General features: G+C 59.5%; 15 protein-coding genes. 1 reads left to right on the top strand and 14 read right to left on the bottom strand.

Going from position 1 to position 15,546, the window contains the following annotated elements:
• Positions 1-109 precede the first annotated feature (109 nt).
• The 8 genes from QO005_RS16750 to QO005_RS16715 form a co-directional block, all read right to left on the bottom strand.
• Positions 110-1,429 (bottom strand): DUF2778 domain-containing protein, encoded by a 1,320-nt coding sequence (locus QO005_RS16750; RefSeq protein WP_307159206.1) that lies wholly within the window; start codon positions 1,427-1,429, stop codon positions 110-112.
• A gap of 127 nt (positions 1,430-1,556) precedes the next feature.
• Positions 1,557-1,727: a hypothetical protein gene (locus QO005_RS16745; protein WP_307159205.1), complete on the bottom strand. Its 171-nt coding sequence runs from the start codon at positions 1,725-1,727 to the stop codon at positions 1,557-1,559.
• Between the two features lie 107 nt (positions 1,728-1,834).
• Complete coding sequence (locus QO005_RS16740) at positions 1,835-2,242, bottom strand: hypothetical protein (RefSeq protein WP_307159204.1); 408 nt, start codon at positions 2,240-2,242, stop codon at positions 1,835-1,837.
• A 266-nt stretch (positions 2,243-2,508) separates the two neighbouring features.
• The gene (locus QO005_RS16735) at positions 2,509-3,609 is read right to left on the bottom strand and encodes an ABC transporter ATP-binding protein (protein ID WP_307159203.1); all 1,101 of its coding nucleotides are present in this window, start codon (positions 3,607-3,609) and stop codon (positions 2,509-2,511) included.
• Between the two features lie 213 nt (positions 3,610-3,822).
• The gene (bglA, locus tag QO005_RS16730) at positions 3,823-5,478 is read right to left on the bottom strand and encodes a beta-galactosidase BglA (protein WP_307159202.1); all 1,656 of its coding nucleotides are present in this window, start codon (positions 5,476-5,478) and stop codon (positions 3,823-3,825) included.
• Positions 5,479-5,568: 90 nt separating this feature from the next.
• The gene (locus QO005_RS16725; RefSeq protein ID WP_307159201.1) at positions 5,569-6,714 is read right to left on the bottom strand and encodes a carbohydrate ABC transporter permease; all 1,146 of its coding nucleotides are present in this window, start codon (positions 6,712-6,714) and stop codon (positions 5,569-5,571) included.
• Complete coding sequence (locus QO005_RS16720; RefSeq protein ID WP_307159200.1) at positions 6,714-7,724, bottom strand: carbohydrate ABC transporter permease; 1,011 nt, start codon at positions 7,722-7,724, stop codon at positions 6,714-6,716. The genes QO005_RS16725 and QO005_RS16720 overlap by 1 nt, the downstream gene beginning before the upstream one ends.
• 67 nt (positions 7,725-7,791) lie before the next feature.
• On the bottom strand, positions 7,792-9,150 hold the full coding sequence (locus tag QO005_RS16715) for an ABC transporter substrate-binding protein (RefSeq protein WP_307159199.1): 1,359 nt from the start codon (positions 9,148-9,150) through the stop codon (positions 7,792-7,794).
• Between the two features lie 623 nt (positions 9,151-9,773).
• Here QO005_RS16715 and QO005_RS16710 point away from each other — a divergent pair.
• Positions 9,774-10,799: a LacI family DNA-binding transcriptional regulator gene (locus tag QO005_RS16710; protein WP_307159198.1), complete on the top strand. Its 1,026-nt coding sequence runs from the start codon at positions 9,774-9,776 to the stop codon at positions 10,797-10,799.
• A gap of 412 nt (positions 10,800-11,211) precedes the next feature.
• On the opposite strand, the gene QO005_RS16705 is transcribed toward QO005_RS16710, so the two are convergent.
• From QO005_RS16705 to QO005_RS16680, 6 genes are all read right to left on the bottom strand, one after another.
• Entirely contained in the window at positions 11,212-12,111 is a 900-nt protein-coding gene (locus QO005_RS16705) for a bifunctional methylenetetrahydrofolate dehydrogenase/methenyltetrahydrofolate cyclohydrolase (protein WP_307159213.1), read from the bottom strand.
• 274 nt (positions 12,112-12,385) lie between these two features.
• Entirely contained in the window at positions 12,386-13,309 is a 924-nt protein-coding gene (locus QO005_RS16700) for a WecB/TagA/CpsF family glycosyltransferase (RefSeq protein WP_307159197.1), read from the bottom strand.
• Between the two features lie 190 nt (positions 13,310-13,499).
• Positions 13,500-14,033 carry a hypothetical protein gene (locus QO005_RS16695; protein ID WP_307159196.1) on the bottom strand — a complete coding sequence of 178 codons (534 nt, stop codon included), beginning with the start codon at positions 14,031-14,033 and terminating at the stop codon, positions 13,500-13,502.
• Positions 14,033-14,398: a hypothetical protein gene (locus QO005_RS16690; protein WP_307159212.1), complete on the bottom strand. Its 366-nt coding sequence runs from the start codon at positions 14,396-14,398 to the stop codon at positions 14,033-14,035. Before QO005_RS16690 ends, QO005_RS16695 begins: the two co-directional genes overlap by 1 nt.
• A 129-nt stretch (positions 14,399-14,527) precedes the next feature.
• The gene (locus QO005_RS16685; protein ID WP_307159211.1) at positions 14,528-15,103 is read right to left on the bottom strand and encodes a rod-binding protein; all 576 of its coding nucleotides are present in this window, start codon (positions 15,101-15,103) and stop codon (positions 14,528-14,530) included.
• A 28-nt stretch (positions 15,104-15,131) separates the two neighbouring features.
• Positions 15,132-15,545 (bottom strand): hypothetical protein, encoded by a 414-nt coding sequence (locus tag QO005_RS16680; RefSeq protein ID WP_307159195.1) that lies wholly within the window; start codon positions 15,543-15,545, stop codon positions 15,132-15,134.
• Position 15,546 lies beyond the last annotated feature (1 nt).

Below are 15,546 nucleotides of genomic sequence, written 5' to 3'. Positions count from 1 at the left end.
CCTCACCATCCATCGCCAACCTCCAAAAGTTAGCGTTGAATCTGATTTGCGCCTCAAAGGGAATCCCAAACCATTAATTTGTCACTACAGCCTAAAAGTCTGCTCTGCTTTACAACTGCGCCATATATCTCGGCAGTTCGTTGATGCTCGGCACCACGATCAGGGTCTTGACCTCGCCGCGCTTATAGGCGGCCAGGAAGCGCGGATACTGGTCGAAGACCACGCAGCCGCTGGAATCGCCGCGAATGCGCAGCAGATAGGTGTGGGTCAGGAAGCCATCGCGGCCATACATTTTGCCATCGCCCACAGGGGTCATGCGCAGGGCTTCGACGCCATGAAACAGGGCTTCACGCATGGAGAGGCGATAGACGTTCGGCGGCGTGGCGCCCCGGTTTTTGATATGGACCGAGCGCGGATTGTCACGGTTTTCGCCGCGCCCGGAATGGGCCACCAGCTTTTCACCGTTCGGCATATGCACGGTCGCGGAGGAAATATCATAGACGGCAACCCCGCTGCCCTTGCCCGGCAGGGAAGCACGGCGGCGGAAGATGGAGGGGCTGTCATCGTCATCCATCACATCCGACGAGCGGGCATAGGCCATCAAGGTCTTGGGCGCGGTCTTGCCCGGATCGGATTTGAGCGGAATGGTTTTCGGCGCCGGAACATCCGCCTTGGCGGTTTGGGCGGCGGTCTGCTCGGCCATCACCTCGCTGAAGGGATCGGCCTTGGGACGGCGCATCGGTGCCGGAACTTCATCCGGCAGCATGGCCAGTTCCTGCGTCTTTGCTGCTGCATCCGGCTTCGGGGAGACAGCCGCCTGCATGCTGGCGGCGAGTTCGCCGGGAACGCCTTGAACCTGCGCCAGCGGCGGCGCATCGGCCAGCACGGCCTCGGCCATTTCCTGGGCCTCTGCGGCCACGGCTTCCCGCTCGGCATCCGCCATCAACTGCGCTTTTTCCGGGGTAATTGCGTCCTGCCAGCGCTGGGCAATCGCCCGTTCGGCAATGGAGGCGGCAAGCGCCTGCTCCAGAATGGCCCGGCCTGCCTGATCCAGCGGGCGCGAAACCGGTGCACGCATGATCTCGCGTTCGGCAATGCGTATCTGCGCTTCCTTGAGCGCCTTGGCGCGCAGGGCGGCGTACTTTGCCTCGCGCTCCTTGGCCGATGGCATGGGGGCCACTGTTTGCGCAGGCACCGATGGCAGAAGCAGGCTTGCCCGCAGCGCATCGACCTTGCCACGCCCAAACATGCCCGTTTCCCCCGCAGGGCCCATGGACAGCCCATGCAGGGCGCCAAAGGTCACGGCAAGCCACAGGCTTGCGGCAACCCCGCCGCCCACCAGAGCCGCACCGGACATCAGCCGGGGCAGAACGGAGGTTTTCGTGCGATGAACATCAGATGCCGGGAGAGAAACGCTCGCGAACGCCATACTTCAACTCGCCAATTGGCATTTTGCGCAAGCGGCATCCCTGCCCGGCATCGCAAAATGCGGTCAACACACACAGATGGAGAGGATCGGTCCGCTCCAGCCAAACAGCAAAGGGATCGGCGCGCCTTCAGCCGCCGTCATCCAATGTGATCGATCCGGGCAGCAGGGCAAAGCCCGGCGCCATTGTGTCGATCACCGCTAAAGAATGAAGAAACTTGGTAACCAAAGGGTTTACAAGTTGCGTCGGAATCGACTCATCCCGATCACATTCCCGCAGCAATAGCAGGAAATGCGGCATTTTTGTCGCAATAAAACAAAAAGGGGCGCCAAGCGCCCCGTTAAAGATAGATATTTTCGAATTTTCTTATGTCCAGCAGACCTTTCCGGGTTCTGCGAGCAAGGCTTTCACCAGGAGCGAACATCCAGAACGCGGTCCTTATGGGCGGGATGGGTAGAGAAAACGAAAATCCGGTCCAGTTCCTTCTGCGTCAGAAGCCTCAGAAAACGCACCTCTGCGGTGTTGTTGGAAAAGGTCTTCATCAGCAGGCTGCCCACCTTGGTGATGCGGGCATCGGGAATATCCAGGTAGAACTGCTTGGGCAGGTTATACTGGGTCAACAGCGCGATGATGGCGCCACTCTGGGAAATGCGGATGATGTCGCACCGGCGTGAGGCCATGTGGGTCATGCCCTTTTCCGTATATTCGATACGGCCGGCATTCATCGTATCTTCCATGCGAAACCGGATTTCCCGGTCATACATGAAGGATTCCTCTTTCTTCAGAAAATGCGAACCGCCTGTTGCCAATGCCATGATACAACCCCCGTCGTCCACCATCCGGAGAGCACTCGCCCCGAACCATTCCTTTGCGTTTTTACGTGTTTCCGGACGGAAAACCGATTCCGACTTTTCTCAGGATAACACTCTAACGGCTGCAAGCACCCCCTTGCGCACCGTTGATAATGCCAAGGCTAAGGCGACGGACTTAACAGATGGTGAGGATTTCCCACCCTTATACAGGGGTAATTCATGCTCTCTTTGCTTTGGTTAAGACATGGATAAAAGCGTGATGCTCCCTCTCATGCTCCCGCCAGAAACCGGTAGCTGCGTCCCTCGCCATCGAAGAGATGCAGCTTCCCGGCTGCTGCGGCAAAACGCAGGCGCGCGCCCTTTTGCACATCGGCGATGCCCGGCAGTTTCACGACGACAGGTTCACCTTCCAGCGGCCCCTCGACATAAAGCAGCGTGACCTCCCCCAGCGCCTCCACCAGCGTGACCGTGCCTTCGAAGAGAAACTCCTCGCCGGTCGCAATCGTCAGGTCTTCGGGACGTACGCCGAGGCTTGCCGATGCGCCGGACGCGCCCATGGGCGTCTCGATGGGCACGTCCACCGGGCGCTGACCGCCCAGAAGGATCCGCGTGGCCTTGCCGGTTTCGGCCAGCGTCGCCGGCAGGATGTTCATGGCCGGCGAGCCGATGAAGCGGGCCACGAACAGATTGGCCGGGCGCTCATAGAGTTCCAGCGGCGCGCCTACCTGCTCGATCCGCCCGGCGGACAGGACGACGATGCGGTCGGCCAGCGTCATGGCCTCGACCTGATCGTGCGTCACATAGATCATCGTGGTATCGGACATCTGCTCGTGCAGCTTGGCGATCTCGATGCGGGTGGCAACCCGAAGCGCGGCATCGAGATTGGACAGCGGCTCGTCGAACAGGAAGACCTTGGGATCGCGGCAGATGGCGCGGCCAATGGCGACGCGCTGGCGCTGGCCACCGGAGAGCGCCTTGGGCAGGCGATCCAGATAGGGTTCCAATTGCAGGATACCGGCGGCAGACCGGACCCGTCGGTCGATCTCTTCCTTGCTTTCACCCGCAATCCGCATCCCGAAGGCCATGTTGTCATAGACCGACATATGCGGATAAAGCGCGTAGGACTGGAAGACCATGGCAATGCCACGCTTGGAGGGCGGCACGTCATTGACCAGCCGCCCCTCGATGCTGAGTTCGCCGCTGGTGATATCCTCCAGCCCGGCGATCATGCGCAGAAGGGTGGATTTGCCACAGCCGGACGGGCCGACAAACACCACGAACTCCCCCTTTTCAATGGTGAGATCGATGCCGTGGAGAACCTTGACCTCTCCATAGGCCTTGCGCACATCCTTCAAAACCAGACCTGCCATGGTCCTCCCCTTCCGTCTTGTTGTTGGTCCAGAGCGTTTCGCGATATCCGGAAAGCTGAACCGCTCTGGCATTTTCCGAGAGCGTTTCATTGTTTCACGGAAACATTGAAACGCTCTAACTCTTTGTTTCTACGCATTTCCGGACGGAAAACCGGTTTCCACTTTTCCTGAAAATGCTCTAGCAACCCGGTGCCACGCGCCGGGGTTCATGTCTCACGCCTTGCGGGCGAAGCACGCACCCCAGGCTGGCAGCAAGACCTCGCCGCCATCTCGCTGGCTGGTGAAACCGTGGCCGCTCATCTCCTCCCAATTGCCTTCCGGCAGGGTCAGCCGCCTTTCCTCCGCCGTCATATTGAAGGCGCAAAGGATTTCCTCGCCTTCCCACTGCCGCGTATAGGCCAATTGCCCATCCGCGGAGGCATGGAAGGCGATCTTGCCCTTGACGAGGGCCGGAAACTGCCGCCGGAAATGCAGAAAGCGGCGGTAGTGTTCCAGCACGCTCTCCTCATGGCCGTCCTGCACGCTCACCGCCGTCAGAGTATGCTCGACGGGAATGGGAAGCCAGGTCTTTTCCGCGGTACTGAAGCCGGCGTGATGGGCCAACGTATCCCAGACCATCGGCGTGCGGCAGCCGTCACGGCCCTTGAACTCCGGCCAGAATTCCTTGCCATAGGGATCCTGCAGGTCCTCATAGGCGATATCGGCCTCGGTCAGGCCCAGTTCCTCGCCCTGATAGATACAGACGGAACCACGCTGGGTCAGCAGCACCGACGCCAGCAGCTTGGCGAAGGCCTGCCGGTCCACCACCTCCGCACCCCAGCGGGACACGTGACGCACGACATCATGATTGGAAAAGGCCCAGCAGGCCCAGCCTTCCGGAGCCGCCTTCTCGAAAGCGGCCTGGGTGGCGGCCACCAGTTCCGGCGTCAGCGGTTCCGGCGCCAGGAATTCAAAGGCATAGCACATCTGCATCTTGTCGGCGCCGGAGGTATATTGCCCGGCAATCTCCAGGCCATACTGGCTGTCGCCCACCTCGCCCACGGCGGCAATGGCCGGAAACTCCTCCAGCATGGCGCGGAAACGCTTCAGGAACTCCAGGTTTTCAGGCTGGTTCTTGTCGTAGAGGTGATCCTGGAAATTGTAGGGGTTGACGGCGGGTGCGGTGGAGGCGTTGCGCCGCTCCGGGGCCAGCGGCGGATTGTCCCGCAAATGCCGGTCATGGAAATAGAAATTGATCGTATCCAGCCGGAAACCATCCACGCCGCGCTTCAGCCAGAAACGGGCCGAATCCAGCACCGCATCCTGCACATGCGGATTGTGCATGTTGAGATCCGGCTGCGAGGTCAGGAAGTTATGCAGATAATACTGCATGCGGGTGGCATCCCAGGCCCAGGCCGAGCCGCCGAAAATCGACAGCCAGTTGTTGGGCGGCGTGCCGTCCGGCTTCGGATCGGACCAGACATACCAGTCCGACTTGGCGTTGATCCGGCTGGAGCGGCTTTCGACGAACCAGGCATGCTGGTCGGAGGTATGGGAAATGACGAGATCGATCATCACCTTGATACCGAGACGATGGGCCTCGGCAATCATTGCGTCGAAATCCGACAGCGTGCCGAACATCGGATCGACATCGACATAATTGGAGACGTCGTAGCCGAAATCCTTCATCGGCGAGGTGAAGAACGGCGAAATCCAGATCGCATCGGCCCCGAGCCGGGCGATATAGGGCAAGCGGGCGGTAATGCCCTTCAGGTCACCGATGCCGTCACCGTTGGAATCCTGATAGGAACGCGGATAGATCTGGTAGATCACGGCACCGCGCCACCAGTCCTTGTCCGGCGTCGCTGGGCTTGCTGCTGCAGGGGTCATGGGTCTTTCCTGAGGTCTTGGGAGAGAAAGTTCCCCGGGCGACGGGCACCCGGGTGGGGAGGATGGGGCAAAAAATCCCCGCGAGAACCATCAGCCGCCCTTCACCGAGCCCGCCAGCAGGCCTCTGACGAGGTAGCGCTGCAGGGTGAAGAAAACGAGAAGCGGCACGATGATGGTGATGAAGGCCGAGGCGGTGAGGATTTCCCAATTGGCGCCGCGTGAACCGAGAAGATTGACCAGCCGCCCGGTCAGCACCAGTTCCTCATTGCCGGTGCCGAGGAAGACCATGGCCACCAGCAGGTCGTTCCAGGTCCAGAGAAACTGGAAGATCGCGAAGGAGGCAAGCGCAGGATAAGAGAGCGGCAGCACGATCTTCACGAAGATCTCGAAATCGGTGGCGCCATCGACGCGGGCCGATTCCATGATCTCCTTCGGCAGGCCGGCAATGTAATTGCGCAGCAGATAGATGGCGAGCGGCAGGCCGAAGCCCATATGGGCAAGCCATATGCCGAGATAGGTCTTGGAGGGCACGCCGAAAAAGGCGCCCACACCGTTATACATCTTCAACAGCGGGATCAGCGACATCTGCAGCGGCACGACCAGCAGGCCAACGATGGCGGCAATCAGCAGAGAGCGTCCCGGAAACTTCATCCACGCCAGTGCATAGGCCGCAAAGGCCGCGACCAGAATGGGGATGATGGTGGACGGTACCGCGACTGTCAGCGAATTCAGGAAGGACTGGCCGATCCCCTCCGCTGTCAGCACGGTTCGGTAATTGTCGAAGGAAAAGCGCGGCGGCGTCAGCGCGGTGTAGAAAATGCGCTGGCCCCGAGAGCCTTCGAAGCTTTGCGGCGAGGTCAGGCGGAAATCGCCGGTTTCGCTCACCGTCAGCTTCTGCCCGTCCTTCAATTCCGCCGTTGCGCCAGGCGTGAATTCCTCCGGCTTCAGGCTGGAGGTGCCGAAAGCGCTGACATGGCCCGAGCCGCCATTGAAGATATTACCGGAGATAACCCATTCGGCGCCCTCCTGCTTCTGCGCCTCGGGGCCGGGCGCCCGAAAAATGTCCTTGCGGCTGGCGCTGGTCAGCGCCGTCCACCAGCCGGAGGCGGAAATCTGCTCCTTGTCGCGCAGCGAGGAGATCAGAAGGCCGGCCGTGGGCACGGTCCACAGCACCACCAGCACCAGAACGGAGAGATGAACGGCAATGGAAAGCGGCGAAAGTGCTCGTGTGCGCATCAGCGTCCCTCCATCTCGCGCCGGGCATTGCGGATATTCCAGATCATGATCGGCACCACCATCAGCATGATGACCACGGCAATCACCGCGCCGCGCCCGAAATCGCCGCCGCCCCGGAACATCCAGTCGAACATGAGATTGGCCAGAACCTGTGTCTGCCATTGGCCGTTGGTCATGGCGAGAACGATGTCGAACACCTTCAGCACGAGGATGGTGATGGTGGTCCAGACCACGGCAATGGTGCCCCAGATCTGCGGCACCTTGATCTTGAAGAAGATCTGCCAGGGATTGGCGCCATCGATCACCGCCGCCTCGACGGTTTCCTCCGGAATGCCGCGCAGCGCCGCCGAAAGCAGCACCATGGCAAAGCCGGTCTGAACCCAGATCAGGATGACCATCAGGAAGAAGTTGTTCCAGAAGGGCAGCGAGATCCACACCTGCGGCTGGCCGCCCAGCGCCACGACGACGGCGTTGAGAAGGCCGATCTGCTCGGCGCCCGCCTCGCGATAGTCATAGACGAATTTCCAGATCACCGAGGCACCGACGAAGGAAATCGCCATCGGCATGAAGATCAGCGACTTGGCGATATTGCCCCACCAGATGCGGTCGGTCAGCGCCGCGATGATCAGCCCAAGCAGCGTGGCGGCGGTGGGCACCACGATCAGCCAGAGGATATTGTTGAAGATCGATTCCCGGAATTCGCCGTCATGCAGCATCCAGAGGTAATTGCCGAGCCCGATGAATTGGCTTCCGGTGCGATCGTAGAAGGAATAGAGGATTGATGAAAACAGCGGATAGACCAGATAGATGCCGAGCGACAAAAGCGCTGGCCCAAGAAACAGCCAGGGCCGGATCAGGCCGGCCCGGCGCATGTTGCGCGAGGCCTGGGCGAGATCGGGGTGATTGGCTGGAAAAATCCGGTCCAACAGCCAGTTGGAGCCGAAGAAATATGCAAGCGCTCCCAGAACGCCGATGACGATGGTGATCAGCGCGTAGACAAGCTGTGCCATGGAGTTCCTCCCCCGACGCCCGTTGCGGCAGCGGCTGCGGCCCGATCAGGCCGAGCCGCACGCCTTTTTACTTCAGGCCGTCCCAGGCCTGCTGGATACCCTTGGCGACGTCATCGGCGGATTTGCCGCCAGCGTAATCGACCATGGCCGTCCAGAAGGCACCGGCGCCGATCTTGCCCGGCATCAGGTCGGAACCATCGAAGCGGAAGGTGGTGGCCTTCATGAGAATATCGCCCTGCTTCTTCACCGGCGCGCTGGGATAGACATCCTGATTGGCGGCCTTATAGGCGGTCAGGAAGCTGGATTGCGCCATCCACACTTCATGGGCGATCGGCGTCTTCAGGAAATCGATGAAGGCGCGGGCGGCGGGCGAATCCTTGGTGATCATTGCCAGCGTACCGGCGCCCTCCACCGGATTGCCCACTTCAGGCTTGCTGGCATAGTTCGGCGTCGGGAAGAAATCGACATCCTGCCCCACCTTGGTGCCTTCGGGGAAGAAGGAGGGAATGAAGGAGGCCTGATGGTGCAGATAGCACTTCGGCGGCGAGGTGAAGAGACCCTTCGGACTGTCGCGGAAGTCGGTGGAGGCCACACCCGCCGTGCCGCCATCGACGAATTTCGGATTGCGCGAGAACCAGCCATATTCCTCGATGGCGGCAATCACCTTCGGATCGTTGAACTTGATCTCGTTGCTGACCCACTTGTCATAGACATCGGCGGGGTAGAGCCGCAGCATCAGGTCTTCCACCCAGTCGGTGGCCGGCCAGCCGGTGGCCCCACCCGAGCCCAGACCGATGCACCACGGCACGCCGCCATCGGCAGCGATCTTTTCCGTCAGCTTTTTCAGTTCCTCCATGCTTTTCGGCACTTCGTAACCGGCATCCTCGAAGTTTTCCGGCACGTACCAGATCAGCGACTTGATATCGATCTTGTAAGGCATGCCGTAGATCATCGGCTTGCCGTCCTTGCCCTTGAAGGTGGCGAGATCCACCCAGGACTGACCGGCGGCAAAATTATCCTTGAGCCATTCGCGGTTGTCTTCGCCCAGCGGCGTCAGCGCACCCTTGGCGGCCAGATCGCCGATCAGACCCGGCTGGGCGAGGATTGCAACATTGGGCGGGCTGCCAGCCTGCGTATCGATGACGATCTGCTGCTCGTAATTTTCAGAGGAGGAATATTTGACATCCGCGCCGGTCGCCTGACGGAAATAGTCAAGCACGCTTTCGAACAGCACCTGGTCCTCGCCGCGCCAGGGACCGAAGATCGTCAGGGTCTGACCTTTCAGTGGATGCGCCTTGGAGAAATCCTCATAGCTCTTCCAGTTGAATTTCTTGTCTTCGCCGGGCTTGAACTTCAAGTCCGCCGCCGTGGCGGAGCCCGCCACCAGCGAAAGCGCCGCAAGACCGCACAGCAGATAGTGTCGCATGTTTTTCCTCCCTCAAGGACAGGCCCGGAAAAGCGCCCTCGCCGCCCGCCTGTATTTTAAATCTGAATGTGGCGCGCTTCCTTCCCCTGACAAGAAGGAGATCACCATCATGCGACCCCTTACCCCCGCATGATCGCTTTCAAAGCGCTTTGAATGATAAAGAGCCATGGAGGCCGGGGCAGAGTCAAGCCCCCTGCACCGGGAAATTCACGCCGTGGGGAAGCCTGTTTTAAGCCCTATTGATGGCTACTGCATAATTCCTTAAATCAAAATCGATTTAAGGAATTATGCAGTATATTGAAAGACTTACAGCGTCCTTTGTGCGTTTGATAGAACGCACGGCGCTGTATGGCAGCGAAAATGCTTTTCACGGCATAGCAGGCGTTTTAAACTTTCAAATCGCTTTACATCTGCTGCAAAATTTTCTCCTTAATACCAAGGCTCAAAGATGCTAACGCATCCTCGCCTTGAAAGAATTTCGAATATCTCAAATGCATCAAGGGCTTGAGATATTCGAAAGAGGAATACGAAGAGTCATTTTCAATGACTCTTCGTATAAATCGATTCCGATTTCAGGAATTATGCAGTAGGCCGGGAGAGGCCCGGGAGGAGACCAGCCTGACGTGAACCTGAAACAGCTATCGGAACTGCTCGGCCTGTCGCAAACCACGATCAGCCGGGCCTTGAACGGCTATCCGGAAGTGGGTGAGGAAACCCGGCAGCGGGTGATGAAGGCTGCCCGCGAAACCGGCTATCGCCCGAACCGCGCCGCGCAACGGCTGGCGACGGGCAAGGCGGGATCGCTGGGGCTGGTCATGCCGATTTCCCCCGAACAGTCCTCCGATATTCATTTCGCCGAGTTTCAAAGCGGGCTGGCCGAGGTCTGCCTGAGGCACGAATTTCATTTCGTCATCATCCCTTCCCAGCCGAAGGAAGAGCAGCAGGCCATTCGCGGCCTGGTCTCCAGCGGCGCGGTGGACGCCTATTATCTCGCCTATATGCGCGAGAAGGACCCGCGCATCGCCATGGCCAAATCCCTGCCCGTTCCCTTCGTGGTGCATGGCCGTTCGCTGGGGCTGAAGACCGATTATCCGTTTCTCGATGTCGATAACGAGGGCGCCTTTCGCGAGGCGACCGATCTGCTGATCGGGCTTGGACACCGCCGCTTCGGGCTGCTGAACGGTCCGGTGGAGCTGGATTTCGCGCAAAGGCGCAGGCTGGGCGTCGATCAGGCGCTGACGAGCGCCGGACTGACATTGTCTGAAAATGCCATCACCAACGGCCCGATGAGCGATGAATGGGGCTATCGCCACATGAAACACCTGCTTGGCCTGCCCGAGCGGCCCACCGCCATTCTCTGCGCCAGTACTGTTCTGGCGCTGGGCGCGGTCCGGGCGCTGGACGAGGCGGGGCTTGTGCTGGGCCGCGATCTTTCGCTGATCGCTCATGACGACGATCTGCCGCTTCTCAAGCCGCAGAATTTCACCGTGCCGCTCACCACCACCATGTCCTCGCTGCGCAATGCCGGGCGGCGCGTGGCCGAACGGCTGATTGCCGAGATCACCGACCCGCAGCATGGACCGCCGCTGCAGGAGGTCTGGCAGGCGGAACTGGTGGTGCGCGCCTCGACCGGACCCGCACCCGGATAGAGCTGTCCCGAGAAAAGTGGAATCCGGTTTTCCGTTCGGAAATGCGTAAAAACGAGCTGACTTTTACAGCGCCGTGCGTTTTATCAAACGCACAAAGGACGCTGTAACACTTTAAATCTGCTGCATAATTTTTACCTTAAATCGATTCCGATTTAAGGAATTATGCAGTAGAGCATAATCCGACCGGAGTGAAACGAGGATCGACAAGATTATGCTTCCAAAATAAAATGTTAGAGCGCCGATCTGATTCAATCAGATCGAAAAGCGCTCTAGGGTGTGTGGACATTCGGCTTTGGGCGTGGCGAAAACGCTGATTTTCGAGAACCGGAGCGGAGTGTACTTGAGTACATGAGCACCGGAAGCGCAGGAAATTGCCGTTTGCAGCCCGCTCAAGGGCGAATGTCCACACACCCTAAAATACAGGCACTTCAAGGCCCGCGGTGCGGTGGGCGGCAATCACCGTATTGGCCATCAGCATGGCGATGGTCATGGGGCCGACGCCGCCGGGAACCGGCGTGATCGCAGCGGCCTTGTCCTTGCAGGCGGCAAAATCGACATCGCCGACCAGTTTGGTCTTGCCCTCACCCTTTTCAGGGGCGGGAACACGATTGATGCCGACATCGATGACGGTTGCGCCATCCTTGACCCAATCGGCCTTGACCATTTCGGCACGGCCAACGGCGGCCACCAGAATATCCGCCGTGCGGCAAAGGCCCGGCAAATCCCGGCTGCGGGAATGGGCCATGGTCACGGTGGCATTGGCATTGAGCAGCAATTGCCCCATAGGTTTGCCGAACAGGTTCGAGCGGCCGATCACCAGCGCATTGAGGCCGGAAAGATCCTTGCCATGGATCTTGCGCACCAGCAGCATCGCGCCTGCCGGCGTGCAGGAGATCAGCCCGCTGGCCAGATCGCCGGTGGCGAGCTTGCCGGCATTGACCACATGCAGCCCGTCCACATCCTTTTCCGGCAGGATGGACTGGATAATCTCTTCCGAATTGAAATGCTTCGGCAAAGGCAGTTGCACCAGAATGCCATGGATCGAAGGATCGGCGTTCAGCGTGTTGACCAGGGCCAAGAGGTCCTGCTGCGAGGTGTCTTCCGGTAGGGTATGCTGGATGGAATTGAAGCCGCATTCCTTGGCCATGCGGCCCTTGGCGCCGACATAGGCATGGCTGGCCGGATCGTTGCCGACGATCACCACAGCGAGACCGACCTTGCCGCCCGTCTTTGCCGTGTAGCCTTCAGCACTTGCCTTCACCGCTTCGATAACCGAGGCGGCAACCTCTTTTCCATCGATAATCGTGACCACGCCTGTCATTCCTGCTTCCGGGCAGGCGGCCGATGCGCCACCTTTACGCAAACCCAAGCCGCTATAGAGCATTTGCAGCAAAAGTGGAAACCGGTTTTGCGTGTGCAAATGCGAAACATCGAAGAGCCAGCATTTGCAGCAAAAGTGGAAACCGGTTTTGCGTGTGCAAATGCGAAACATCGAAGAGCCAGCATTTGCAGCAAAAGTGGAACGCGGTTTTGCGTGTGCAAATGCGAAACACCGAAGAACCGGCATTTGCAGCAAAAGTGGAAAATCAGGGCTTGCGGCGCGACTGCCGCCTGTACTTCAAGGTGTGCAGGATGAAGAGCGGAATGCCGACGAGATAGCGCCGCCAGAGCCGGCCCGGCTCCAGCAGCAGACGATAGAGCCATTCGAACCGGATGCGGCGCATCCAGCCGGGGGCGCGAGCGACACTGCCGGACACGAAATCGAACAGCGCCCCGACGGTGAGCACCACGCGGGCATGGCGGGAGGTGATATGCCGCGCCACCCATTTTTCCTGAAGCGGCGTGCCCATGCCCACCAGCAAAATATCGATCTTCGCCTCGGCCAGACGTTCGAGAATGATCGGCAGCTCCTCGTCATCGAAGAAGCCATCGGCGACCGGCACGAACTCATGCCAGGGCGCATGGCGGCGGAAATTGGCGACAGCGCCCGCCAGAACCCCCGGCCTGCCGCCGATCAACCCGACACGGCGCGGCGTGGCAATGAAGGTGAGCAGGGCCGGCACCAGATCGGTGCCGTTCAGATTGGCCGCAAACGGCTTGCCGTCGATCAGCGTTGCGGCCAGATCCACGCCGACGCCGTCCGGCAGGACGATCTGATCCTTGAGGATGGTCCGGTACTCCTCGTCCTGGATCATCATATTGGCGTTGTGGGCGTTGAGAAAGGCGATCTTGACGTGCGAGCCCGGCTTGGAGGCGAGATAATCGAGAAAGCCGAGCGCCGTCATCCACGGCACGTCCAGCACGGGCTGGCCGAACAGCCGGCGCCGTGGCAGGGTGTGGCTGGCAGCCTCTCCATCCAGGGTAAAACGATCGATGTTCTGGTCGAGAATGTCCATGTGCAAGGCCTGATCTGCCAAATCCTGCCGGATTCGATGGATCAACCGGGCCGTCCGCATGGGATCGCCCGTTTCTCCGGTGGTCGTTCTTGCCGTTCGATAGGCCGTGCGCATGAATGCCCCGATCACATCCTTTGAGATCAGGCAAGCGTAACGGCCAAGGCTCAAATCCGGTTTAAGCTTCGGGCTAAAATTTGCACGTGTTTCTTTAAGCTATGGTTACCCTGTTTGCGCGGCCCTGCCAGAGCATTTCCAGGAAAAGTGGGAACCAGCTTTCCGTCCGGAAACACACAAGCACAGCCCGTCAATGCTGGGCGGGAGCGGCGGCGGCAGCGGGCGGGGCTTCGCCCTCGACGATCTTCACAGCAGGCTTCAGCTTGGGCTTGCCGCCGGTCTCGCGCAGATCTTCCTTGGCCAGGAAATCCAGTTGCTCGATCATCACGCTTTTCACCACATCATCGCCCAGGCGCTTGTTCACGCCTGTAAGAATGGTCTGGCGGAACTGTTCGACATCCAGTTTTTTACCGCTGGTCAAATCGATGATTTTATTGCCCACCAGCACGGTGAAGAGCTGGTCGGTCATCAATTCCGTCATGGGAATATTGATGGTCTTGGCCTTTTCCTTGTCGACGACGAAGGTAAAGCGGCCAAGGAAATAGCCCTTGACGCCGCTATCGTCCACATAGGGCACGGTCACCGGCTCACCACGGATGACATCCGTGGGCGGCGCCTTGGATTCCTCGACGGGGGCTGGCCTTGTGGCAAGCTGCACGGAAAAATACACCGCAACCAGCGTGACGATACAGGCCCAAATGCCAGCGATGACGATCTTGACCATCAATTTTCTCTATAGAGAAACTGTTCCTGGGTGTAGGTGCCGTCTCCATCGGCCTCCTGAACGGCGGTGCGCAGGATATCCGCCACGGCGCGTACGGCATGCAGATGCGCCTCCACGCGGCGCGCGTTCAGCGCCAGTTTCTTCTTGACGCTGTGCATCTGCTCGACATGGTTGACGGCCAGTTCCTGCGGATCGGTTTCCCGAAACAGCATGGTCAATTCATAAAGGCAGCGGCTTTTATGGGCGTTCGACAGCTTGAGGTCGAATTCCGGATCCTTGCCGATCCGGGCATTCTCATTATCGACGATCATCTCAAGACGGCCGAGAACGGTCTTGATCCGGTAATCGTTGGACACATGTTCCATAAAAGTCTTTTCCTTGAGGTCTTGCAGGAAGGCGTAAAACCGCCCGGCCATCCAGGCCAGCCCCACCGCCGGCCCTGATACCCATGTCTGTTGCCGCCTCATGCGGCATCCGATTTCAAAAAATGTAGATCAGGCCGTCTGCGTCGTGGTCGACTGATCGGTCTGGAGCAGACCCAGCGCATCACGCTCGATCTGGTGCAACTGCATCTCGGCCATCTTGTTGGCATCCGCATCGGCCACGACGTTCTGCGTGCCCTTGTCGCGCATCTTCGACAACTGTTCCGAATACATCTGCTTGGCGATGCCGATACCGCCGCGCTCGGCAATGGTATTGCCGATCTGCTCGGCCATCATGCTCTTCCAGATCGCACCGGCATTGCCCTTGCCGAACACGGCTTCGCTATCCTTCGGCAGCATGGACTGCACAAAATTCTGCAGAATCACGCCCTCATATTGCCGGTAGGGCTTGGGAATATCCTCGGTCTTGATATGCGACGTCGCATTACCGAGCCCGGCCCTGGAGGCGGCGCTGTTCATGGTGTTCATGGCCACGTCGAAGCCGGCGCTCTTTTCGTTGAGGCTGGCAGCCTTGACGGCGGCCCGCGCCGATTGAAGCTTCTGCTGCGCATCAGCCATCGCAGACGGATCTGCTGCTCGCACGACATCGAGAACGAGATCGCTGGGAGGAGAAATTGCCACTGTCATCATCCCCTGAAAATCAATGTGGAAATGACTATCTCTCTTGAAGCTTGCTGGAGGCTGGCGTGGCGAACTTGATGTCGAGAAGCTCCATCAACTGGATCTCGGCGGTTTCCTCATCCTCATGGGTGCGGGCCTGCTTCATCTTCTCTTCGAGCCGCTCCGCCTTGGTGCGCTCGCGCAGCACCTGGTTTTCCTCGACGCGCTGCACATCGGCCATGCGCTTGTCGTCCTGGGTCAGGCGGGAAAAGCGTTCCGCATAATTCTGCGCGAATTGCCGGTGCACCGGGTCCATCGATCCGAGCGCTTCGACCACGCGGTCAAGCCCCGCGGCGATTTCCTCGCGGCGGCGGATGGTTTCGGCCAGTTTCATGTCGGCGATTTTTTCAAGGTGCCGCTGCACGGCGACGAGGCGCTTGAGCTTCTGCGATTTTTTCGCCGGCGCCATG

The sequence above is a fragment of the Allorhizobium paknamense genome (genome assembly GCF_030815125.1).
In the GTDB taxonomy this organism is placed as follows: Bacteria; Pseudomonadota; Alphaproteobacteria; order Rhizobiales; family Rhizobiaceae; genus Allorhizobium; species Allorhizobium paknamense.
The sequence above is the reverse complement of the archived record's forward strand: the minus strand, read 5'-3'. Positions and strand labels throughout refer to the sequence as shown.